Genomic DNA, 22126 nt, shown 5'->3' with positions numbered 1-22126 from the left:
CGGAGAGTAGATTGGCGTCTCGGTCCCTTTGTAAGTCGTGCGCTCGCCCCTAATGCGCCGCTTCCCAGTTCGCGGCCGACTTCGCATCGACGTGGATCGGCACGCTGAGATGCACGGCCGGCGCGGCAGCACCCTCCATCACCGAGCGCGCGATCTTGATCAGCGCGTCCGCCTCCCGCTCCGCAACCTCGAACACAAGCTCGTCGTGCACCTGAAGCAGCATCCGGGCGCTCGACAGGTTCGCATCGTCGAGCGCGCCCGGCATGCGGATCATGGCGCGCCGGATGATGTCGGCGGCGCTCCCCTGGATCGGCGCGTTGATCGCGGCGCGTTCGAGGTTTCCACGGTGGCCGGGGTTCTTCGTGTTGATCTCGGGATAGTGAATCCGCCGCCCAAAGATCGTCTCCACGAAGCCGGTTTCGTGCGCAGCTTTCTTCGTCGTCTCCATGTAGTCGCGGATGCCGGGAAAGCGCTCGAAGTACGTCTTGATGTAGGCGCCCGCCTCGTCGCGTCCGATGCCGAGCTGGTTGGCGAGCCCGAACGCGGAAATGCCGTAGATGATGCCGAAGTTGATCGCCTTCGCGCGCCGCCGCACGTCCGCCGGCATGTCTTTCACCGGCACGCCGAACATTTCCGACGCCGTCATCGCGTGAATGTCGAGCCCGTCTGCGAACGCGCGCTTGAGCTGCGGAATGTCGGCGATGTGCGCGAGCACGCGCAGCTCGATCTGGGAATAGTCCGCCGAGACGAGCACGTTGCCCTTATCCGCCACGAACGCCGTGCGGATGGCGCGGCCTTCCTTCGTGCGGATGGGGATGTTCTGCAGGTTGGGATCGTACGACGCGAGCCGCCCCGTCGTCGTCGAGGCCAGCGCATAGCTCGTGTGAATGCGGCCTGTCTCGGCATTGACGTAGCCGGGCAGCGCGTCGGTATAGGTCGACAGCAGCTTAGAAAGCTGGCGCCATTCGAGCATTTTGTTGATGAGCCCGCGCGCGTCTTCTGGGATCTCTTCGTTTGCCGCCAGCTCGTCGAGCAGGCCCGCGCGCGTCTCCCACTGCCCGCTCTTGGTGCGCTTGCCGCCCGGCAGTTGCAGCCGGTCGAACAGCAGCTCGCCGAGTTGCTTCGGCGAGCCGAGGTTGAACTTGTGCCCGACGAGGCCGTTGATCTCCTCCTCGAGCCGCGTCAGCGTCTGCGCGAACGTGGACGAGAGGCGCGACAGCACGTTGCGGTCGACGTGGATGCCCGCGTTCTCCATGCCGGCAATCACAGGCACGAGCGGCCGTTCGAGCGTTTCGTAGACCGTCGACAGCCGCTCCGCGATCAGGCGCGGCTTGAGCAGATGCCAAAGCCGCAGCGTCACGTCGGCGTCTTCCGCCGCATACTCCGCCGCCTTGTCGATCGGCACTTGGGCGAACGACTTCTCGGCCTTCTTGCCCGGCGCCAGTTCAAGAACCTTCTCGAACGGGATGCAGGTGTGCCCGAGGTGGCGCAGCGAGAGATCGTCCATGCCATGCGCGCCGCGCCCGCAGTCGAGCACGTAGGACAGCAGCATGGTGTCGTCGAGCGGCGCGAGGCGGATGCCATGCCGCATCAGCACCAGCGCATCGAACTTGATATTGTGGCCGATCTTGAGCAGCGAGGCGTCCTCAAGCAGCGGCTTGATCAACGCCAGCGTCTCGCGCAGCGGCGCCTGCGGCAGGCCGCCCGCATCGCCGAAATCGAAGCCGCCCGTCGGCGGGCGGTGGCCCACCGGCACGTAGCACGCTTTGCCCGGCGCAATGGCGAGCGAGAAGCCGACGAGGTCGCACGTCATGCAATCGAGCGCCGTCGTTTCGAGATCGAACGCGAAGCGGCCGGCCTCGCGCGCGGCAGCGAGCCACCACTGCAGCCGATCCAGCGTGATGACCGTCTCGTAGGTCGCGCGGTCGAACGGCACTTTTGCAATAAGTGCCGCGTGAGCGGTCGCACCCGAAGAAGGTGTGCCCGGGCCGCCTATCGGCGCCTCCGGCGGGAAGGACGACGCACTGCCTTCTCCACCCCCCTTGTGGAGGAGGCCGGGAGGGGGGGAGGCTCTTCCGCCGGCGGCCCTCTCCTCACCCGGAGAATCCGCCGCTTCCACGCCCAGCTTTTCCGAAATGCGCTTCGTGAGCGTCGTGAACTCCATCCGGCGCAGGAAGCCGAGCAGCGTCTCGGGCTTCGGATCGTGCACGCCGAGCTGATCCATCGTGATCTCGACCGGCACGTCTTCCTTGAGCCGAACGAGCTCGCGCGAGATACGCGCCTGCTCCGCGAACTCGATCAGCTTCTCGCGCCGCTTCGGCTGCTTGATCGATCCCGCCGCGGCGAGCAGCGAGTCGAGGTCGCCGTACTCCGTGATCAGCTCCGCCGCCGTCTTGACGCCGATGCCGGGCACGCCCGGCACGTTGTCGGTCGAATCCCCCGCCAGCGCCTGCACGTCGACGACCTTGTCCGGCTTCACGCCGAACTTCTCGAACACCTCGTCAGGCCCGATTTTCTTGTTCTTCATGCCGTCGAACATGACGACGCCGGGGCGCACGAGCTGCATCAGATCCTTGTCGGACGACACAACGGTCACGCTGCCGCCAGCATCCACCACTTGCTTGGCGTAGGTTGCGATCAGGTCGTCGGCCTCGTAGCCGAGCTGCTCGAGGCACGCCACGTTAAAGGCTCGCACGGCATCGCGGATGAGCGGGAACTGCGGCACCAGCTCTTCCGGCGCGGGCGGCCGGTGCGCCTTGTACTCCTGGTAGATCTCGTTGCGGAACGTCTTCTCCGAGGCGTCGAAGATGACGGCCAGATGCGTCGGCGCCTCGGACGCCTTGGTCTCCACGAGAAGCTTCCAGAGCATGGCCGTGAAGCCGTGCACGGCGCCCACAGGCAGCCCGTCGGAGGGGCGCGTCAGCGGCGGCAGCGCGTGGAAGGCGCGGAAAATGTAGCCTGAGCCGTCCACGAGGTAGACGTGGCTGCCCTTGATGACAGGCACCGCCTCGCCGTCGGGAACGGAGCAGGCGGCGGCGGGTCTCGATGATTTTGCGACGGATTTTTCGGTCATGGCGCGCGCAATATAGGGCGGCCCGCCGCCGCGGTCAGCCCCCGGTGGACACCGCTCACGCGAATTCGTGGCGGACGTCATCGGGCGTTTGCTCCCGCATCCGGAATGCGCTATCAGGAGCGTCCTAGGCGACGGACACGCCGGGCCGGATCGGCCCGGTGCAGGTGCCGTTGCCTCAGATGGAAATGCACCCGTAGCTCAGCTGGATAGAGTGCTGCCCTCCGAAGGCAGAGGTCGCAGGTTCGAATCCTGCCGGGTGCGCCAGTCTCAAACAGAAGTGAGAACTCGGGCGGGGCTTTCTCGAAGCCTTGCGGGACCGCGAGACCCGGATCGCGCGGATCGGGGCGTCGCGCCTGCTTGCGCTGACGGCTGTCGAAGCCCGGCGCCTATGTCGACTTTTCAGGCAGTAGGCCCGAGGCGCACGCCCCGGGCCCAGCAGACAAAACTAGCGCACCAGAACGAGCGCCTTGGAGTTTTGATCGTCTCCCTCGGCGAGCCAGTAGTCCGTCGGGGCTTCTTCGCTTGCCGCTTTGGGGCGGATTTTGCGCGTCGGACCGATGACGGAGACGACGCCGGCGCCCGCCTTGTCGGTTTTGACGATGGCGATCGCCTCGCCGGCCGCAGCCGAGTACAGGCTGTAGGCGGTCTCGGGCTTCAATTTGCGCACGCCGATCTCCAGAATGTCGACGAGGCCCACATTGCGCGAAACGATGTAGCCGGCACCCGCGCCGTCCGGCGCCTTGAGCTTCAGCGCCACGTTCTCGGGCGTGTCTGGGCGCGGCGTGAGGTTGGCCTTCGGATCCCCACTTCCTGAAGCCGCGTCCGAAACGTAGACCAGCGCCTGCGGGGCCTGCCCGGAAAGAATGTGGGCGATGACCGTGTTCGAGGCGGTATCGATGACGTCAACCGCATCGCCATTCTCGAGGCCGACGTAAACCCGAGAGCCATCCCCCGAGGGCCAGATGCCGTGCGGCAGCGCGCCGACGGGGATCGTTTTGACCAGCTTGGCCTCCTTGTCCATCGTGTAGACCTTGACCGCGTTCTCGCCACCCACGGTGACGTAGCCGAGCGTTGCGCCGCCCGACTTCGCAAAGGCAAGATGGTTGGTGATCGGTCCGGTATCGATGACGCCGACGACCTCCAAGGACGAGGTGTCGATGCGCGTCACCTTGCCGACATCCTTGTGGGTGAGCCACACCTCGCGCCCATCGGGAGCGACCTGGACAAACGGCGAAAACGGCGACACGACCGGAATGGTCTTGATGGTCTTGCGTGTCGCAACGTCGATGACTTCGACAACAGGATTGAAGCTGTTCACCACGAACGCCAGCTTGCCGTCCTTGGAGAACATCACCATGCCGGGGCCGCTGGTGGTCTTGATGCGTCCCGTCTCCCGGAAGGTCGTGGGATCGATCACGGCGAGATAGTCTTCGCCGCGCACGACGATCCAGGCTTCCTTGCCGTCCGGCGTGAAGAAGCCCTCGTGCGGGTTGCGGCCGATGTAGGCGATGCCCTTCACGGCATTCGTCGCCGTGTCGATGAAGGTCGCGGAATTCGTGACCGTGGAGATGGCGATCAGCGTCTTGTGATCCGGCGAGAAGCCGAGCCCGTGCACGTTGACCTGGCCCTTGTAGAGCGGGCTCAAAACGTCGGGCCGCTGGTTGCCGAGCTTGATTTGCGCGAGCAGCGTGTTCGTCGATGGATCGATGACGGACACGGTGTTGCTGTTCTGGTCGGCCGTGTAGACGCGGTCGTGCGTCGACGGCTCGGCGGAGGCAGCCATGGGAAGAGCGAGCGCAAAAACGAATGCTGTAACGCGGCGCATTTAGTCTCCTGTCACTTCTTTGTCGCTTCGGGCGATGCCTTGAGCATCCCGTTCATCAGCTCGATCTCGGAGGTCTGCTCGGTGATGATCGATTGCGCGAGGTTGCGCATGGCCGGGTCTTTGGTGTGCAGCAGGATGACTTTCGCCATGTCGATGGCGCCCTGATGATGGGGGATCATCATGGTGAGAAAGTCACGGTCAGGATTGCCCGTCGGCTTCGCGGCGGCCATCCCCGCATGCATGCGCGCCATCGTTTCGTCCATGGCCTTGTCGAACGGAACATCGGATGACGCCACGAACGGTTGCGACATATCAGGCGCGTGATGCCCATGATGATCGTCCGCAGCGCGTGCGCCCGCAGTCGCCAGCAGGCCTGCGATCAGCGATGCCGAAAGGCAAACCGCCAGAGATCGAAATTGAGATCTGAACTGTAGCTTCATATTTCGCTTTCTATTGTTTGGTGGGTAGCGCGCTGAGGTAGGCGACGATCGGGTCGATATCGCTCTCATCGATCGGCGCCTTGTAGACGTTGATCATCTTGTGAACGACCTCACCCCATTTCTCCTTAGGCAGCGCAGGCTGCGTCAGCACCATCTCAGCGGAATGACAGGCGAGACAGTTGGTGTTGACCGGGTCTGAGCCGGGGCCGGAAAAGACCGCGTCGCCCGTAGGTAGGTCGGCATTCAAGGATTGAAAGGTCATGGGGGTCACGGCAGCGCCGCGATCGACAAACCGGCTGAACACGAAGATCGGATCGCCAGATAGAGAATTCAAATTGATTATTTGTATCGGTTCAATCAGCAGAAATGATTGATTGTGGCCTTGCGCCGGACGCGGAAATGACAGGTCCCGACGGTCCTACAAACCGTCGAGCGCGCTTCATAGATCAGCTCTATTCATAGAGCTGGAGCCAATCGCCATGGAAAAACCCACGTTCTTCGTCACCCCCGGATACGGGTCGAAACTCAGGGACCTCTTGCACTACTCGCAGGCGGTGAAGATCGGAAATCGCGTCGAGACATCGGGCCAGGGCGGCTGGAACGACGATCTGCAGATTCCAAAAGAACTGGGCGACGAGATTGCACAGGCCTTCCGAAATCTGGAGCGGACCCTGGCGACAGCAGGAGCGAGCTGGGACCATGTCGTCCACGTCAACTCGTATCATGTCGGCGGCTTCCCGCCTGAGGTCAACGAAACGATGACCAGACTATACAGGCAGTATATGCCGAACCACGCGCCTATCTGGACGCAGCTGGGTGTCGAGGCGTTGGGATTGCCGGACATGCGCATCGAGATTCGCGTGACCGCGATCATTGCATGAGCCGAAGAATTGCGAGGAAGCCATAGTGATCTACCCCGAGACCCGGCGCACCGACACCGTGGAAGAGCACTTCGGCATTGCCGTCGCTGATCCCTACCGCTGGCTGGAAGGAGACGCGCGCAGCCACCCGGACGTTGCCGATTGGGTCCGCGCGCAGGACGACCTCGCACGGTCGCATCTGGCCGCTTTGCCGGGCCGCGAACGCTTCCGCAAGCGTCTGGCGGAGCTTTTCGACCATGCCCGCCTCACGGCTCCCGAAAAGCGCGGCACGCGCTACTTTTTCATGCGCAACGCCGGTCTCGACAATCAGGCGGTTCTCGTCGTGCGAGACGGCGTGGATGGCACCGACCGGACCGTGATCGATCCGAACACGTGGTCCGAAGATGGGGCCACCGCGCTTGCGGAATGGGCCGTCAGTGAAGACGGACGATATCTCGCGTTCGCCAAGCAGGAGGGCGGCACGGACTGGCGCACCATCCGTGTTCTCGATGTCGAGAGCGGCAACGTCCTTGCCGACGAGATCGCTTGGGCGCGCTTCACCAACATTGCATGGACGCGGGACGGATCCGGATTTTTCTACTCCCGCTATCCGGAGCCACCGAGCGAGAACGCCTTCGAAGCGCCGGTGACCGCGCACTCCATCCATTTCCATGCGCTCGGCACGCCGCAGGCCGCCGACCGGCTTGTCCACGCGACGCCGGATGGGCAACTGCTCATTCAGACCGTCGGCGTAACTCCGGATGGGCGCTACGCGACGATTTCCTTCACGCCCGGCGCCGGCGGCAACGCCTTGTCGATCATCGACCTCGAGGATCCGAGCTGGACGCCGCGTCCCCTTGTTCAAGGCTACGACCACAACTGGTCCGTTGTCGGCAATCAGGGAACGCGCATCTTTCTCGCGACGGACGAAAACGCCGAGCGCGGCAAGATCGTCACAATCGACCTCGCCGCGTCCAAACTGGAGTTTTCAGATCTGGTCGAGGAGCGGAAAGACGGGACGCTGAACGAAGCCGTTCTTCTCGGCGGGCGGCTTTTCTTGACGTACCTGGTCGACGCCAAGAGTGAAATCCGCCGCCATCGTCTCGATGGCGCGCCGGACGGAGCAATCGATCTCCCGGGCATCGGAACCGCCGGCGGTTTTCGCGGACGCCCCGACGACGACGAAGCCTTTTTCGTCTTCACTGGCCACAAGGCACCGACAACGATCTACCGCTATGAGGTCGCCGGCCGGCATCTCACGGTCTGGGCCGCGCCGGATGTGGCGATCGACCTCGACCAGATCGTCGTTGAGCAGCGCTTCTACCGTTCGAAGGACGGCACGCGCATTCCGATGTTTGTCGTGCGCCGTGCGGACATCCGGACGCCGGTGCCGACCATCCTCTACGGCTACGGCGGCTTCGGCATCAGCATGGTCCCTTATTATTCGCCCGCCGTTCTCGCGTGGGTGGAAGCGGGCGGCGCTTACGCGGTTGCCAACCTGCGCGGCGGCGGGGAATACGGGAAAGCCTGGCACGACGCGGGACGGCTCGCGAACAAGCAGAACACCTTCGACGATTTCATTGCCGCCGCCGAGTATCTGAAGAGCGAGGGCATCGCGTCGGCAGATGGGCTCGCGATCCAGGGCGAGTCCAACGGTGGGCTTCTGGTCGCAGCCGTGGTCAACCAGCGGCCGGATCTCTTTGCGGCGGCGCTGCCCGGCGTCGGAGTTTTGGATTTGCTGCGCTTCGCCCAGTTCACGAACGGGCAGTACTGGACCTCGGAATACGGCGACCCGCGCAAAGAGGCCGATTTCCGCAACTTGCTGTCGTACTCACCGTGCCACACGGTCCGCGCAGGGGCGTCCTATCCGGCCATTCTCGTGACCACCGCCGACACCGATGACCGCGTCGTGCCCGCGCACAGTTTCAAGTATGTCGCAGCCCTTCAGGCCGACGATCTCGGGCATCGGCCGCGCATCCTCCGGGTCGACACGCGCGCAGGGCACGGAGGCGGAAAGCCGATTGGGAAGGCGCTGGACGAGCTGGCCGATCTTTTGGCGTTCGCCGCGCATTGGAGCGGCTTGGCCCATGGCGCTTGAGAGCGACGCCCAGGTCCCACATCGCCGCTCGCGCTTGACGAGAGAGCTTCGCGGAGATGCGCGCGTCAGCCCCGCTTGCTGCGCATTCCGGGGCTTTTCTTGACCGAAGCGTCGGACATCAGCCGTTTGTAGGCCGCGCTTTCCACCGGCACGAGCGCGACCCGGCTTTTCGCATCGTGATGCAATCCATAGCCGTGATTCTTGACCAGCGGAGAAACGCGCAGGCAGGCCAGCGGCTTTGCAAAGAACTCCTCCGCGGTTACGTCTCCCTTGCGGTCATTCTCGACGGCGAGCAGCAACTCGTCCGAGGTCATGGCATAGGGGGCGGCGGAAAGCCTCGCGAACTGCCGCTCAGCTATCGTTCCCTCCTTGGTGGGAGGCGTTGCCACCGCGACGGGGCAATCGGTCGATACCGTGATCAGAGTGTTGACGTAGTTGGTGCTGTGCATGGTTCCGCGCCGCCGGCCGATCCTGTCGGAGGCGTATTTAGGCGGGAATTCGTGCAAAGAGAAGGGCGCGCCGCAGTCCCGACGCTTCGAAGCGCCTGACGCGTCTGCTTCATGACCGTTTCGGCGGCAGATCGGTGCACACGCCCTCGTAAACCTGGGCTGCCATGCTGACCGTTTCGGACAGTGTCGGATGCGGATGAATGGTCAGCGCGAGATCGTCCGCTTCGGCGCCGAGTTCGATCGCGAGCCCGATCTCGCCGATCAGGTCGCCCGCATGCTGGCCAACGATGCCGCCGCCGAGAACGCGACCCGTTTCCTCATCGACCAGTAATTTGGTAGCCCCTTCATCGCGTCCGTTGGCGATGGCGCGCCCTGAAGCAGCCCACGGGAAGATCGCTTTGCGATAGGCGATGCCGTCCTTCTTGAGCGCGGCTTCGGTTTTTCCGGTCCACGCGATTTCGGGATCGGTGTAGGCGACGGACGGAATTTGGCGCGCGTCGAAATGGCTCGGCTTGCCGGCTGCGGCTTCGGCCGCCACGTGACCCTCGTGCGCGGCCTTGTGCGCGAGCATCGGGTTGCCCGCAATGTCGCCGATCGCGAAGATGTGCGGAACATTGGTGCGCATCTGGCTGTCGGTCGTGATGAACCCGCGGTCGTTGACGTTGACGCCGGCTTTGCCGGCCGCGATCTGCCGACCGTTCGGCGCGCGCCCGACGGCCACGAGCACCATATCGTAGGTTGCGGGCGGCAAGCCGGCCGCGCCGTCGAAGCTGATTTTTACACCGTTGGATTGCGCGTCGGCCGCTACGACTTTCGTACTCAGAAGCACCCGATCGAAGCGCGACGCGTTTTTCTTCTCCCAGATCTTCACCAGGTCGCGGTCGGCCTCGGCCACCAGCCCGTCGAGCGCTTCGACGACGTCGATGCGGCTGCCTAGCGTCGAATAGACCGTTGCCAGCTCGAGGCCGATGATGCCGCCGCCGATGACGAGCAGCCGCTTGGGAATGCTCGTGAGCTCAAGAGCGCCGGTCGAATCCACGATGCGCGGATCGTCCGGCATGAACGGCAACCGGATGGCATGAGACCCTGCGGCGATGATCGCATGCTCGAAGCCAACGCGTTGCACATCGCCGTTGGCCGAAGTCACCTCAAAGTGGTGCGCGTCGCTGAACTGACCAGTACCCTGAAGGGTGCGGACCTTGCGGCCGCGTGCCATGGCGGCGAGGCCCGTGGTCAGTTTCGAAACGACGGCTTCCTTGTGGGCGCGCAGTTTCGCGAGATCGATCCGCGGGGCGTCAAACGCGACGCCGTGCGTGGCAAGCGCCGCCGCCTGATCGATCACGGCCGCGACATGCAACAGCGCCTTCGACGGAATGCACCCGACGTTGAGGCAGACGCCGCCGAGCGTCGGATTGCTGTCGATCATGATGACGCTGAGGCCCAGGTCGGCGGCGCGGAAGGCCGCTGCGTAGCCGCCCGGACCGGCGCCGAGCACGGCTACGTCGCAGGACAACGGTTCCAACGTGGTCATTCGTGTTCCTCACAGAGCCAGTTGGCGGACGTCGCCCAGGATTTCCGCCAAGCGCCGTGTGAAGCGAGCGGCCAGCGCACCGTCGATCACGCGATGATCGTAGGACACGCAGAGCGGCAGCACGAGCCTGGGCTGGAAGGCAGATCCATCCCACACCGGCTTGATGGCCGCGCGCGGCACGCCGAGAATGGCGACCTCCGGCGCGTTGACGATCGGCGTGAACGCGGTGCCGCCAATACCGCCGAGGCTGGAGATCGAAAACGTCCCGCCCGAGATATCGGCGGGCGAAATTTTTCCTTCGCGCATGCGCGCGGAGGCGGCCGCCAGGTCCTGGCTAAGCTCGAGAATGCCCTTGCGATCGACGTCTTTGATGACCGGCACGACGAGCCCATCAGGCGTATCGACGGCGACACCGATATTGAAGTAGCGCTTGTAGATCAGCGCATCGCGCTCCGGCGCCAGCGACGCGTTGAATTCCGGGAACTCCTTCAACACCGGCACGCTCGTCTTGAGCAGGAACGCGAGCAGCGTTACGCGGTAGCCCTTCTCCTTGGCCTGCGCGTCGAGTTCCTTGCGGTAGGCTTCAAGCGCCGTGATGTCGGCTTCATCGGTGTGCGTGACGTGCGGAACGTTGAGCCACGCGCGATGCAGGTGCGGGCCTGACAGACGGCGCAGGCGCGACATCGCGCGAACCTCGATGGGTCCGTACTTGGCGAAATCCTGCGCGGGAATTTCGGGAATGCCTGTGTGGCCGCCGGATGGCGCGGCAAGACCGGCGAGTGCCGCTTTGACGTCGTCTTTGGTGACGCGGCCCTTGTCGCCGGTCCCTTTGAGCTTCGTGATATCGACATCGAGCTCACGCGCGAGACGCCGGACCGACGGCCCGGCGAGAACGTTCGAGTAGTCGACCGTCGAAGGAACCGCGCCTTCGCTCGGAACCGGCGGCAAATGCCGTTCCGGCGGAGCATCCGGATTGGCTTGCGCCGGAGCCGTCGCCTGGTTCGGCTCGGAAGGCGGCGCGGCAGACGGGGCCGGCGCAACAGCGCCAGCGCCGGTGCCTGCGCCAGTTCCGGTGAGCCGCATGATGATGCTGCCACGCCCGACCTTGTCGCCAACCTTGACGAGAAGTTCGGCGATCTCGCCGGCCTGCGGCGCCGGGATCTCCATCGCCGCCTTGTCGCTCTCGAGCGTGATGAGAGGATCGTCGGCTCTCACGCGGTCGCCCGGTGCAACGTGCACCTCGATGACGGGCACGTCTTTGAAGTCGCCGATATCCGGCACCCTCACGTCCATGTGCGACATGTTCAGTGTCCTTCCAAGGTATGTCTCATGCCCGCTCCGGATCAGGTCTGTCCGGGTCGATGCCGTATTTCTGGATGGCTGCAGTCGCGAGTGACGACGGCACCTTGTTCTCGGCGGCCAGCGCCGACAGAGACGCAACAACGATCGTGTAGCGGTCGATTTCGAAATGTTTGCGCAACGTGCGGCGATAGTCGGACCGCCCAAATCCGTCGGTGCCCAGAACGCGATATGTTCCCGGCACCCAGGCGCGGACTTGATCGGCATTGGCCTTCATGAAGTCGGTCGACGCGATCACGGGCGTGTCGCCGCGCGCGGCGAGAGAGGACGTCACGAACGAAGTTTTCGGCGGCTCTTCCGGATGCAGCATGTTCCAACGATCGGCAGCGAGCGCTTCACGCCGCAGTTCCGAAAAGCTCGTCACGCTCCAGATGTCGCTTGCAACGCCGAAGTCCGCTTCCAAAAGGTCCGCGGCGGCGATGATCTCGCGCAGGATGGCACCGGAGCCCATAAGCTGCACCTTGCGCACGCCATCGACGTTTGCGGCGCGGCGCACCAAGTGCATGCCTTTGATGATGCCGTCTTCGGCGCCCTCGGGCATCGCCGGATGGACGTAGTTCTCGTTGTACGCCGTCAGATAGAAGAACACGTCGTCCTGGTCGACGAACATGCGTTTGAGGCCGTGGCGCACGATCACGGCTACTTCATAGCTGTAGGCCGGATCGTAGGAGATGCAGTTCGGGATCGTGGCCGAGAGCAAGAGGCTGTGGCCGTCTTGATGCTGCAGCCCCTCGCCATTGAGGGTCGTGCGTCCGGCCGTGCCGCCGACGAGGAACCCGCGCGAGCGCATGTCGCCCGCCGCCCACGCCAGATCGCCGATGCGCTGGAAGCCGAACATCGAATAGTAGATGAAGAACGGGATCATCGGCACGTCAGACGACGAATACGACGTCGCCGCCGCAATCCACGAACTCATCGCGCCCGCTTCGTTGATGCCCTCTTCGAGGATCTGCCCATTGCGGTCTTCACGGTAATACATGAGCTGATCGGCGTCTTCCGGCCGGTAGAGCTGTCCGACCTGGCTGTAGATGCCGAACGTCCGGAACATGCCTTCCATGCCGAACGTGCGGCTTTCGTCCGGAACAATCGGGACGATGTGCCGTCCGATCCCCTTGTCGCGCATGAGCTTCGTCAGAAGCTGGACGAACGCCATCGTCGTCGAGATTTCGCGGCCATCAGAACCGTTCATCTGTGCGTCGAACGCGGAGGCGGGCGGCAGCGTAAGCGCTGTCGAGCTCTTCTGGCGCCGCTGCGGCAGATACCCGCCGAGTGCGGCACGCTGCGCCTGCAGGTACTGGTACTCGTCGGTGCCTTCGGGAAACCGGATCAGCGGCAGGCTTTCGAGTTTGTCGTCGGGCACCGGCACGAAGAAGCGGTCGCGGAAACGCTTGAGGTCCGCGAAGTTCACTTTCTTCTGCTGATGCGCGATCATCTGGCTCTCGCCGGCCGAGCCGAGGCCATAGCCCTTCACGGTCTTGGCGAGGATGACGGTCGGCTGGTTCTTGTGCGCGACGGCCGCGGCGTACGCGGCGTAAACCTTGCGCTGGTCATGGCCGCCCCGCGTCAACGTCCAGATTTTCTCATCGCTCCAGTCGGCCACGAGCTGCGCCGTCTCCGGATAGCGCCCGAAGAAGTTCTTGCGGATGTACGCACCGTCCTTGGCTTTGAAATCCTGGTACTGGCCGTCGTTGCACTCTTCCATCACCTGCCGCAGACGGCCCGTGACGTCGCGCTTCAGAAGGTCATCCCAGTTCGAACCCCAGATGCACTTGATGACGTTCCAATCGGAGCCGCGGAAATTGGCTTCGAGCTCCTGAATGATCTTGCCGTTGCCGCGCACCGGGCCGTCGAGGCGCTGCAGATTGCAGTTGATGACGAAGATCAGGTTGTCGAGCCGTTCGCGCCCGGCGAGCGAAATCGCGCCAAGGCTCTCCGGCTCATCCATCTCGCCATCGCCGCAGAACACCCAGACCTTGCGCTCGGATGTGTCGGCGAGACCGCGGTCGTGCAGATACTTCAGGAACCGCGCCTGATAGATCGCCATCAGGGGCCCGAGCCCCATCGAGACGGTCGGAAACTGCCAGAAGTCCGGCATCAGCCACGGATGCGGATAAGACGACAGACCGCCGCCCTCGGCCTCACGCCGGAACTTCAGGAGCTGGTCTTCCGAGAGCCGCCCCTCCAGAAACGCGCGCGCATAGATTCCCGGCGACGAATGGCCCTGGATGAACACGAGATCGCCGCCATGCTCCGCGGTCGGCGCGCGCCAGAAATGCGAAAAGCCGGTCTCGTAGAGCGTCGCCGCCGATTGATAGCTCGACAGATGCCCGCCGAGTTCGGTGCTCTCCTTGTTGGCATTGAGCACCAGCGCGAGCGCATTCCAGCGAATGACGTTGCGGATGCGTTGCTCGATCTCCCGATCGCCCGGAGGCGGCGGCTCGAGCTGCGGAGGAATGGTGTTGAAGTACGCCGTGTGCGCGGCGAACGGGAGCTTCGCGCCCTCCCGGCGCGCCGTCTCGACGGTCTTGCCGAGCAGCTCGTCGGCCCGTTGCGAGCCCTCGAACGCAATGACGGACGCGATCGCTTCCTGCCACTCGAGCGCTTCGCGATCCATCGATGGGCTGCTTTGGGGGTCTGCCGCTTCTTGCGTCATGAGACAAGCGTCCCTTCTTGATGGGTTGGTGCCGGACCTACTGCCAATGGGCGCATTTCGAGGTCTTTCCGATGCCGGGATTGAAGGCGTTGCAGGGGTCGAGTGCGCGGTAGTGCGCGGCGAGAGCGGGTCTCGCGCGATAGAGATGTCCGACATTGTGCTCCGCCGGATACTGGGCGCCCCGCGCGTCGAGCAGGTCCAGCATGCGTTCCTCAAGCTCCTCCGGGTCGTGCCCCTTCGCGACGATGTAGTCCTGGTGAAAGACGTGGCAGAAGAAATGCCCGTAGTAGAGAGAACTGATGATCGGCTTCGTAAGAGCGTCCGGGAGCTGCTCGAACCAGTCGCGGTCGTTCCGCCGGAGCGCGATGTCCAGCGCCACGATATCCTCGACATCGCGCGCGTGGATGGCCCGGTAGCGCACGGCCGCGCCCGCAACAGCGAACCGGTGCAGGAAAGCCTTGCGCGCCTCGTCTTCCGTGCATTCGAACGCGTCACCCGTCGTGGACGGAAGAACGTCGGCCAGGTACTGGCGCGTCGCGGCGATGGCGTCGTGGCCGGCCTTCAGAATGAGATGATGCGCGAAGAGCCCGCGATATCGTTTGATGCGCGCGGGCAGGTGCGACGGAAACAGCCGCGAAAGGCCCTGCAGAACACGATCGCTCAGGAATTGCGGTCCGAACGGAAGCCGCCGGACTGTCCGGTCGACCCAGTTCTTGAGCGAGAAGAAGCTCGGCAATCGATCGGTGCCGAGATACTGGATCGCAAGGAACATATCCTTGCCGTAGACCTCGGCGATGTCGAAGGCGTCCTTGTGAATGTACTCCGCCGCGATGGGCAGAGACGGAAACGTCGCCAGCATGTGCCGCCGCAACTGCGTCAGCTCGGCCGGATCGTTGGTGCCGATGTAGAACGTCGCCGTGTTCGTGTCGGAAACGAACGTATCCAAGCGCACGGCGAACACGGCGACCTTGCCGGCACTGCCCGAGGTCTCGAACAGGCGCGTCTCGTCGGCATTGAAGCGCGCCGGAGAAGGCTCATCGATCTGCCGGACATGGTTCCCGTAGTGCCGGTCGGACGCGGCGCGATTGCCGCTTTGCACGGCTTCATCGGGAAAGTCGCCGGCTTCGACGCACGCCAGAATCTCCTCGGGGTCGCCCTCCAGCGCAATGCCGAGATGATTGATGAGTTCGAGCCGGCCCGAGCCGGTAAGCCGCGCGAAAAGCGCGAGTTCCGTATAGGCGGGGCCGCGCCGGATCAGAGCGCCGCCTGAGTTGTTGCAAATGCCGCCGAGCACGGACGCGCCGATGCAGGACGACCCGATGACGGAGTGCGGCTCGCGCCCGAGGGGGCGCAATTTGCGCTCGAGAGCATGCAGCGTGGCGCCCGGCAGGCAAACGACCTGCGTGCCGTCGCGGATGAGATGAATGCCGCGAATGCGCATGGTGTTGAGAATGACGACGGGCCGGTCGTAGTCGCCGTTCGGCGTCGAGCCGCCCGTCAGGCCGGTGTTTGCGCCCTGCATGATCACAATGACCTTCGCCGCAACGCAGACTTGCAGGACACGCCATTGCTCGATCAGCGTCGCCGGACGCACGACGGCCGCTGCGGACCCGCGTCCGCTGCGGTATCCGGTCGCGAACGCCCGCATCTTGCTCTGGTCGGCAAGAACGTAGCGCCGTCCGCAAATTTCGCGGAGTTTTCGGACGAGCGCCTGCGTGTCTTCGGACATAGTGTCACTTCCGATGCCAACAGCCAAGCGGCCGTTCATCCGTTTCGATGCTGTGGTGAGACGGCCGCGGGCAACGCGCGCGTTGCACCGCGGAAGGAGCTAGACCTCGTTCTTGGCCATCAGCTCCGCGACGTGATGGGCCTGGCGGATCGCCAGAGCCACGATGGTCAAGGTCGGATTCTCCGACGCGCCGCTGGTAAACTGGCTGCCGTCGGACACAAACAGGTTCTTCACCTCGTGGGTCTGCCCCCACTTATTCACGACGCCATCCGCCGGCTTTTCGCTCATGCGATTTGAGCCGAGGTTGTGCGTCGAGGGATACGGCGGCGTCGCGAACGTCTTGAGCGCGCCGACCGCGTCGTAGATCGCGGCACCCTGCTTATAGGCGTGCGTGCGCATGGCGACGTCGTTCGGGTGATCATCGAAATGCACGTTCGCGACGGGCATACCGAAGGCATCCTTCTTGTCGGGGCTGAGCGTGATGCGGTTCGACTCTTGCGGCATGTCTTCGCCCACGATCCAAAGCCCCGCCATGTGATCGTAGCGGTCGAGGAACCAGGTGAAGTCGCGGCCCCACGCGCCGGGATTGAGGAAGGCCGCCATGAACGGCACGCCGAGCGACAGAGTTTCCATCTCGTAACCGCCGACGAACCCGCGCGTCGGATCGAAACGGGCTTCATCCTTGACGATGCCGGCCATCGTCGTGCCGCGATACATATGCACCGGCTTGTCGAACACGGCGTACACCGATCCCGTGGTGTGGCGCATGTAGTGCTTGCCGACGTGCCCCGAGCCGTTGGCTAGGCCGTCCGGGAACATGGTGCTGTGAGAGTTCAGCAGCAGACGCGGGCTTTCGATCGAGTTTCCCGCCACCGCGATGAGGCGCGCGGCCTGCCGTTGCAGCTTGCCTTCCTTGTCGGCATACACGACGCCCGTGACTTTTCCCTTGGCGTTGTGCTCGATTTGCAGGACCTGCGAATTGGGTCGCACTTCCAGGTGGCCGGTCTGCTCACCCTTCGGGATCTCGGTGTAGAGCGTCGACCATTTCGCGCCCATCTTGCAGCCCTGGAAGCAGAAGCCGAGCTGGTGGCAGCTTGTCCGGTCATCCCGGGGCTGGCTGTTGATCGACATATTGCCGGTGTGCACTTCCTTGTAGCCGATCTTGGTCGCGCCGGCGTGAAGCACCTTGAAGTTGTTGTTGCCGGGCAGCCGCGGAATGCCGTTCGTTCCGGTCGTGCCCATCTTGTCTTCGGCCTTGGCATACCAAGGCGCCATCTCGGCGCCGTCGATCGGCCAGTCGATCAGGGCCGCGCCCTTCACGTCGCCGTACGTGGTGCGCGCCTTCCACTCATGATCCTGGAAGCGCAGCGAAGCACCGGCCCAGTGCGTCGTCGATCCGCCAACGGCTTTCACGATCCAGGCAGGCAGGTTCGGAAAGTCTTTTGCCACGCGCCACGAGCCGGACGTCGTGCGCATGTCCGCCCAGGCGAGCTGGGCGAAGCTGTCCCACTCGTCGTTGATGAAATCGGAATTCTCATAGCGGCCGCCCGCCTCGAGGCAGACGACGTTGATGCCCTTTTGCGCGAGCTCGTTGGAGAGCGTGCCGCCGCCGGCGCCGGACCCAATCACGACAACGACGCTGTCGTCCGTCAAATCGAACTTAGCCATAGAACTGCACCCCTTCTTCTTACAGCCAGTCGATGTCGTTGAAGCCGCGCTCGATGTACCCGCCCTTGTCGAACGAGGACCCTTCGTAGCCAAGCTTCGGCCAGAGCTCTTTCTGATTGTAGAGAGCGGTGACGAGGCTCCCGCGCATCTTTGCGAAGAAGGCGCTGCCCTCGATCGTCCGCAACGCGGCGAGGCGATCGCTTTCGTCCGCGATGTCGACGTAGCGCGTGCCCTTCAACTTCTGAGCGGCTTCGTCGAGCGCCTTGACGCCGTCGGAGAGCAGCGTCGCAGATTTACTCGCCACCACATCGGCATCGATGGTGGTGACGGCGGTCCGGTAGAACGAATCCGCGAGGCGATCGTGCGGATAGATATCGCGCGCCATCTTGACGAGCGTGGCGGCTCCATCCGCGGACACGGTTGAAAGCGGCCCGGCAAGCGCTGAGCCGCTTGTCGCGGGCGCGATCGCGGCAATTGCCGCCGCGCCGGCAGTCGTCTTGAGGAAGCCGCGCCGGTCTACCCGGGTGACTTTGTCGATGATCCGCATGTTCCCTCCCGTTCAGTGCCGTTTTTGTTATGTTTGCTGCCGCTTATTGAAACCGGCCGTGCTTCTGTAAAACTTCGATCTTGTATCCGTCCGGATCGGTCACGAAGAAGAAGCGGGCCATCAGCGCCCCATCGCGAAAGAACTCCTTGATCGGGGTCGCCGCGATGCCGCCGGACGTGATGCGCTTGTGTTCGCCGTCGAGATCCTGAACCACGACGGCCATATGTCCGTATCCCTCGCCAAGGGCGTAGGGCGTGTCGCGATCGTGATTGACGGTCAGCTCGAGTTCGAAATCGGTTTCGGGGTTGCGCAGGTAGATCAGCGTGAACCCGTCGAACGGGTAGCGATCGGCGACATCCAGACCAAAAGCCGTGCGGTAGAACGTGATGGATCTCTGTTCTTCGAGTACCCGGATCATGCTGTGGATGATCTTCGCCATGTGGTGACCTGCCCGAAATGCCTTCGCCGTTGCGGCGATACTGCGATGCAAACGTCTGCGCTCCGGTCGTCTGCGTGTCGCCGCATACGGACAGGTGCTGAGTTCACTGGAACGCAACGCCCGTGCCAACCGCGGAATTCCTAGCGCCACAACACGTTCCGGAGCCGCGCGCGCCCGCCTTGTGTTCACAAACTACACACCACCCGCGACGCGCCGTTCTTTTGTGAGCATGACGCAGCGCGGCATCGCCGGCGCACACGTCGCGTCGCTGATTTCCGTCACGAACTTCTGCCGGAGCGCGCGGCCGAAATCGGCGTACCCCTGCGCCGCCATGAGGAACGCACCCGGCCCGCCGATGACATGATCCGTGAACCACTGGTCGAGCGTCGTTGTTTCCTTGTCGGGCTGTCGCGAGAGTTCGCGCAGGCCAAACCCCGGGGCGCGATAGGCGCCGGAGCCGACGGTTTCATTCTCGCCGGGAACGATGATCGGCAAACCGTTGATCGTTGCCGAGAGCGCGAGAACCCGGTCACGCTCTTCGTGGAGCGCGTCGCGATCGCTGCAATTGTCGATGCCGTCTCCGGAGACGTCGAGCACGACGCGGTTCGCCTTGACGGGAATGTCCGGGATGACGCGCAGCGCCACGCCGCGCAGCATGCGCGCCATGCAGGTGAACTCGCCGCCCTTGTGCGGCAGGCGGCGGACAAGCGCGGCGACGTTGTAGGCGTCGGCCTTCGAGGATATGCGCGTCCAATCGAGCACGGGAGTTGCCGAATCCGCCCAGGCGATCATCGTGATCAGGATATTTCCGTTGGCGCCGTTCAAGATTGCCGAGATCACGCCAGGATCTTCGAGCGCCTGCGCGATGCCTTCCATCTGGAGCCGGTAGCGCTCTTGATCGACCGACTGCGAAACATCGACCGCAACGATCAGCGCGACGTCGGCTTGCAGGCCCAAGCCCGCGCGGGCGGACGGGAGCCCGTTGGCCAACAGTCCAATCCATGTCGCAAGCAACAGCGACACGCCGAGCGCACGAGCGTCTCGTCCTCGCAGTGGCGGAATCATGTGCGCTCTCGAAAAAAGCGGCCCGGGGATTGCCCGGGCCGCTGCATTGAAACGACGTGTTATTTCGAGGCGGTCTTGTTCTTCAGAAGCTTGAACGTCCACGTCATGGCGCCCTGCGGGATGCCCTGGGTGGATTTGGCGACTTCACCGCCCCACAGAGGAACGGCGCCGCCCCAGCCGGACACGACGGCGACGAACTGCTCGCCATCTTCTTCCCACGTCACGGGCGAGCCGACGATTCCCGATCCGGTGTTGAACTGCCAGACCTCCTCGCCGGTCTTTGCGTTGACGGCCTTCAGGAAGCCCTCAGGCGTTCCGTAGAACACCAGGCCGCCGGCGGTCGTCAGCACGCCACCCCAGAGCGGGGCCTTGTTCTTGATCGACCAGACGATCTTGCCGGTCCTCGGATCGAGCGCCTTCAATGCGCCGATGTGATCTTCGAAAATCGGTTTGATCGTGAAGCCGGCGCCAAGGTACGCAGCGCCCTTCTTGTAGGTGATCGGCTCGTTCCACAGATCCATGCCCCACTCGTTCGAGGGGATATAGAACAGCTCCGTGTCCTTGTTGTAGGCCATCGGCATCCAGTTCTTGCCGCCAAGGAAGCTCGGGATCGTGAAGACGGAGCTGCCCTTCTTGCCGTCCGCCGACTTGGCGGGATCGGAAGGCCGGAAGTTGTCGTCGAAGATCGGACGGCCGTTCTTGTCGATGCCCTTCGCCCAGTTGATCTTCTCGACGAACGGATAGGCGTTCATGAACTTGCCGTTCTCGCGGTCGAGAATGTAGAAGAAGCCGTTGCGGTCGGCAGTCGCTGCAACCTTCTTGCCGTCCATCTCGAACGAGACGACTTCGTTGGTGCCGTCGTAGTCCCAGCCGTCGTGAGGCGTCGTCTGATAGCCCCACTTGATCTCGCCGGTTTCCGGGTCGATCGCGATGCGCGAGCAGCCCCACTTGTTGTCACCCGGACGCGTGTGGCTGTTCCAGGGGCCGGGGTTGCCGACGCCCATGAAGATCGTCTTCGTCTCAGGGTCATATGTGCCGCCGAGCCACGGCGCGCCGCCGCCCGTCTTCCACATGTCGCCCGGCCACGATTCGTTGACCTTGCCGGTCATCGTCGAGTCCTTGCCGTTCAGTGTGCCGACGTTGCCTTCGATCGTCGGGCGCGTCCAGACGAGATCGCCGTTGTCGACCTTGCGCGCTTCCACGCGTCCGACGATGCCGAACTCACTGCCTGAAACGCCGGTCACGATCAGTGGCCCGTGCGCGGCAGACGGAACGATCAGCGGAGCAGCCGTTGCCGTGTGCCCGGAGGTCGGATCGTCGATCTGCTTGGACCAGACGACCTTGCCGGTCTTCTTGTCGAGCGCGACGACCTTCGCGTCGAGCGTCATGAAGTAGACCTTGTCGCCGAACAGTGCGGCGCCGCGATTGATGACGTCGCAGCAGGTCAGCAGACCTTCCGGAAGCCGCGCCGCGTATTCCCAAAGCCGGTGGCCGGTCTTCGTATCGATCGCCCACATGCGGCTGTAGGAACCCGTCACGTACATGACGCCGTTATCGACCAGAGGCTGGGTTTCCTGGCCGCGCATTTTCTCGCCGCCGAAGGACATGGCCCACGCCGGCACCAACTGGTTCACGTTCTCTGCGTTGATGGTCTTGAGCGGGCTGTAACGCTGCGCGTGCCATCCAAGCCCGTTCATCAGAACGTTGTTCGTCGACTGCGCATCCTGTGCGAGGTCGTCCATCGTCACGCCCTCTGCGAGGGTCGCGGACGTCGTCAATGCCGTAGCAAGCGCAAACACGCTCGCGCCGAGCAACGCTCTCACCGAGTAATTTACCGTGTTGTTTTGTAGTGCGAGATCTCTCACGCGCTGCATATGTTCTTCCTCCCTGGGCTACGATTATTGCTGCAGCAGCAAACGGGCGCCGCATAAGGAAGATAAGGCGCAACCGGCGTGCCAGTTCGAAATGTCCATGGAATAGCTAGGGTATTTTCCCTGCCGCACCCGCACACTGCTCAAGATGCGAACACGTGTGAGCACGTCTGTTACGTGAGAGAACGCGCGTGCGGCGCAATACAAATCCGCACACAACGCGCAAATCCGCGTCGCGTCGAACATCGCAGGCAAGGTTTTGAGTGGCGGTTATTGCTCGGCGTTGTCTTCGAGCGCGCGATAGACGGTGTTGCGGCACACGCCGAGCCGGCGCGCCGTCTCGCTGATGTTGCCGCCGGTCTCCGCGTAGACGCTGCGCAACTGGGTGCGCTGCAGTTCGCGCAAGGATTGCTCTTGCGGCGCCGCGACAGCCGGTTTGGTCGCGAACATGGCAACCACCGATTCATCGATGACGTTGTCGGTCTCACCAGCCACGAGCGCCATTCGCGGCGATGTGGG

Annotated in this window: 17 protein-coding genes and 1 tRNA gene; 3 read left to right on the top strand and 15 right to left on the bottom strand. The window is 63.7% G+C overall.

Annotated elements, in window-relative coordinates:
* Positions 1–49: 49 nt before the first annotated feature.
* Positions 50–3073, bottom strand: coding sequence for a DNA polymerase I (gene polA, locus K2Y42_RS13165; RefSeq protein WP_291153166.1), 3024 nt, complete (start codon positions 3071–3073; stop codon positions 50–52).
* A 187-nt stretch (positions 3074–3260) separates the two neighbouring features.
* On the opposite strand from polA, the gene K2Y42_RS13160 reads away from it, so the two are divergent.
* Positions 3261–3337: transfer RNA gene (locus K2Y42_RS13160), tRNA-Arg, on the top strand.
* A 181-nt stretch (positions 3338–3518) separates the two neighbouring features.
* Here the strand turns inward: K2Y42_RS13160 and K2Y42_RS13155 are convergent.
* From K2Y42_RS13155 to K2Y42_RS13145, 3 genes are all read right to left on the bottom strand, one after another.
* Positions 3519–4898: a YncE family protein gene (locus K2Y42_RS13155; protein ID WP_291153163.1), complete on the bottom strand. Its 1380-nt coding sequence runs from the start codon at positions 4896–4898 to the stop codon at positions 3519–3521.
* Positions 4899–4909: 11 nt separating this feature from the next.
* A complete protein-coding gene (locus tag K2Y42_RS13150) occupies positions 4910–5209 on the bottom strand; it encodes a DUF305 domain-containing protein (protein ID WP_291153161.1) in 300 nt (99 codons plus the stop codon).
* 139 nt (positions 5210–5348) lie between these two features.
* On the bottom strand, positions 5349–5600 hold the full coding sequence (locus tag K2Y42_RS13145) for a cytochrome c (RefSeq protein WP_291153159.1): 252 nt from the start codon (positions 5598–5600) through the stop codon (positions 5349–5351).
* Positions 5601–5817: 217 nt separating this feature from the next.
* Between K2Y42_RS13145 and K2Y42_RS13140 the strand changes: the two genes are divergently transcribed.
* Positions 5818–6219, top strand: coding sequence for a RidA family protein (locus tag K2Y42_RS13140; RefSeq protein WP_291153156.1), 402 nt, complete (start codon positions 5818–5820; stop codon positions 6217–6219).
* Between the two features lie 25 nt (positions 6220–6244).
* Positions 6245–8296, top strand: a complete 2052-nt coding sequence (locus K2Y42_RS13135; protein WP_291153153.1) for a prolyl oligopeptidase family serine peptidase — start codon at positions 6245–6247, stop codon at positions 8294–8296.
* Positions 8297–8361: 65 nt separating this feature from the next.
* On the opposite strand, the gene K2Y42_RS13130 is transcribed toward K2Y42_RS13135, so the two are convergent.
* From K2Y42_RS13130 to K2Y42_RS13080, 11 genes are all read right to left on the bottom strand, one after another.
* Positions 8362–8745 carry a DUF6157 family protein gene (locus K2Y42_RS13130; RefSeq protein ID WP_291153152.1) on the bottom strand — a complete coding sequence of 128 codons (384 nt, stop codon included), beginning with the start codon at positions 8743–8745 and terminating at the stop codon, positions 8362–8364.
* Between the two features lie 109 nt (positions 8746–8854).
* Positions 8855–10276: a dihydrolipoyl dehydrogenase gene (lpdA, locus tag K2Y42_RS13125; protein WP_291153149.1), complete on the bottom strand. Its 1422-nt coding sequence runs from the start codon at positions 10274–10276 to the stop codon at positions 8855–8857.
* Positions 10277–10285: 9 nt separating this feature from the next.
* Positions 10286–11578 (bottom strand): 2-oxo acid dehydrogenase subunit E2, encoded by a 1293-nt coding sequence (locus tag K2Y42_RS13120; RefSeq protein ID WP_291153147.1) that lies wholly within the window; start codon positions 11576–11578, stop codon positions 10286–10288.
* Between the two features lie 25 nt (positions 11579–11603).
* On the bottom strand, positions 11604–14288 hold the full coding sequence (gene aceE / locus K2Y42_RS13115) for a pyruvate dehydrogenase (acetyl-transferring), homodimeric type (protein ID WP_291153144.1): 2685 nt from the start codon (positions 14286–14288) through the stop codon (positions 11604–11606).
* A 37-nt stretch (positions 14289–14325) separates the two neighbouring features.
* The gene (dld, locus tag K2Y42_RS13110; protein ID WP_291153142.1) at positions 14326–16017 is read right to left on the bottom strand and encodes a D-lactate dehydrogenase; all 1692 of its coding nucleotides are present in this window, start codon (positions 16015–16017) and stop codon (positions 14326–14328) included.
* 99 nt (positions 16018–16116) lie between these two features.
* Positions 16117–17685 carry a GMC family oxidoreductase gene (locus K2Y42_RS13105; RefSeq protein WP_291153139.1) on the bottom strand — a complete coding sequence of 523 codons (1569 nt, stop codon included), beginning with the start codon at positions 17683–17685 and terminating at the stop codon, positions 16117–16119.
* Positions 17686–17704: 19 nt separating this feature from the next.
* Positions 17705–18232, bottom strand: coding sequence for a twin-arginine translocation signal domain-containing protein (locus tag K2Y42_RS13100; protein WP_291153136.1), 528 nt, complete (start codon positions 18230–18232; stop codon positions 17705–17707).
* A 43-nt stretch (positions 18233–18275) separates the two neighbouring features.
* Positions 18276–18671, bottom strand: coding sequence for a VOC family protein (locus K2Y42_RS13095; RefSeq protein WP_291153133.1), 396 nt, complete (start codon positions 18669–18671; stop codon positions 18276–18278).
* Positions 18672–18863: 192 nt separating this feature from the next.
* A complete protein-coding gene (locus K2Y42_RS13090; protein ID WP_291153130.1) occupies positions 18864–19736 on the bottom strand; it encodes a DUF1194 domain-containing protein in 873 nt (290 codons plus the stop codon).
* A gap of 59 nt (positions 19737–19795) precedes the next feature.
* On the bottom strand, positions 19796–21478 hold the full coding sequence (locus tag K2Y42_RS13085; RefSeq protein ID WP_291154049.1) for a PQQ-dependent methanol/ethanol family dehydrogenase: 1683 nt from the start codon (positions 21476–21478) through the stop codon (positions 19796–19798).
* 399 nt (positions 21479–21877) lie between these two features.
* Positions 21878–22102, bottom strand: a complete 225-nt coding sequence (locus tag K2Y42_RS13080) for a helix-turn-helix domain-containing protein (RefSeq protein ID WP_291153126.1) — start codon at positions 22100–22102, stop codon at positions 21878–21880.
* Positions 22103–22126: the final 24 nt, after the last annotated feature.

Source organism: Hyphomicrobium sp. (genome assembly GCF_019744875.1).
GTDB lineage: Bacteria > Pseudomonadota > Alphaproteobacteria > Rhizobiales > Hyphomicrobiaceae > Hyphomicrobium_C.
Note: the sequence above shows the minus strand (reverse complement) of the source record. Positions and strands in the feature narration are given on the sequence as shown.

Bases quoted from the DNA above. Each gene is read 5' to 3' on its own strand.
- polA (WP_291153166.1), bottom strand. From the start codon at position 3,073: ATGACCGAAAAATCCGTCGCAAAATCATCGAGACCCGCCGCCGCCTGC.
- K2Y42_RS13155 (WP_291153163.1), bottom strand. From the start codon at position 4,898: ATGCGCCGCGTTACAGCATTCGTTTTTGCGCTCGCTCTTCCCATGGCT.
- K2Y42_RS13150 (WP_291153161.1), bottom strand. From the start codon at position 5,209: ATGTCGCAACCGTTCGTGGCGTCATCCGATGTTCCGTTCGACAAGGCC.
- K2Y42_RS13145 (WP_291153159.1), bottom strand. From the start codon at position 5,600: ATGACCTTTCAATCCTTGAATGCCGACCTACCTACGGGCGACGCGGTC.
- K2Y42_RS13140 (WP_291153156.1), top strand. From the start codon at position 5,818: ATGGAAAAACCCACGTTCTTCGTCACCCCCGGATACGGGTCGAAACTC.
- K2Y42_RS13130 (WP_291153152.1), bottom strand. From the start codon at position 8,745: ATGCACAGCACCAACTACGTCAACACTCTGATCACGGTATCGACCGAT.
- lpdA (WP_291153149.1), bottom strand. From the start codon at position 10,276: ATGACCACGTTGGAACCGTTGTCCTGCGACGTAGCCGTGCTCGGCGCC.
- K2Y42_RS13120 (WP_291153147.1), bottom strand. From the start codon at position 11,578: ATGTCGCACATGGACGTGAGGGTGCCGGATATCGGCGACTTCAAAGAC.
- aceE (WP_291153144.1), bottom strand. From the start codon at position 14,288: ATGACGCAAGAAGCGGCAGACCCCCAAAGCAGCCCATCGATGGATCGC.
- dld (WP_291153142.1), bottom strand. From the start codon at position 16,017: ATGTCCGAAGACACGCAGGCGCTCGTCCGAAAACTCCGCGAAATTTGC.
- K2Y42_RS13105 (WP_291153139.1), bottom strand. From the start codon at position 17,685: ATGGCTAAGTTCGATTTGACGGACGACAGCGTCGTTGTCGTGATTGGG.
- K2Y42_RS13100 (WP_291153136.1), bottom strand. From the start codon at position 18,232: ATGCGGATCATCGACAAAGTCACCCGGGTAGACCGGCGCGGCTTCCTC.
- K2Y42_RS13095 (WP_291153133.1), bottom strand. From the start codon at position 18,671: ATGGCGAAGATCATCCACAGCATGATCCGGGTACTCGAAGAACAGAGA.
- K2Y42_RS13090 (WP_291153130.1), bottom strand. From the start codon at position 19,736: ATGATTCCGCCACTGCGAGGACGAGACGCTCGTGCGCTCGGCGTGTCG.
- K2Y42_RS13085 (WP_291154049.1), bottom strand. From the start codon at position 21,478: ATGGACGACCTCGCACAGGATGCGCAGTCGACGAACAACGTTCTGATG.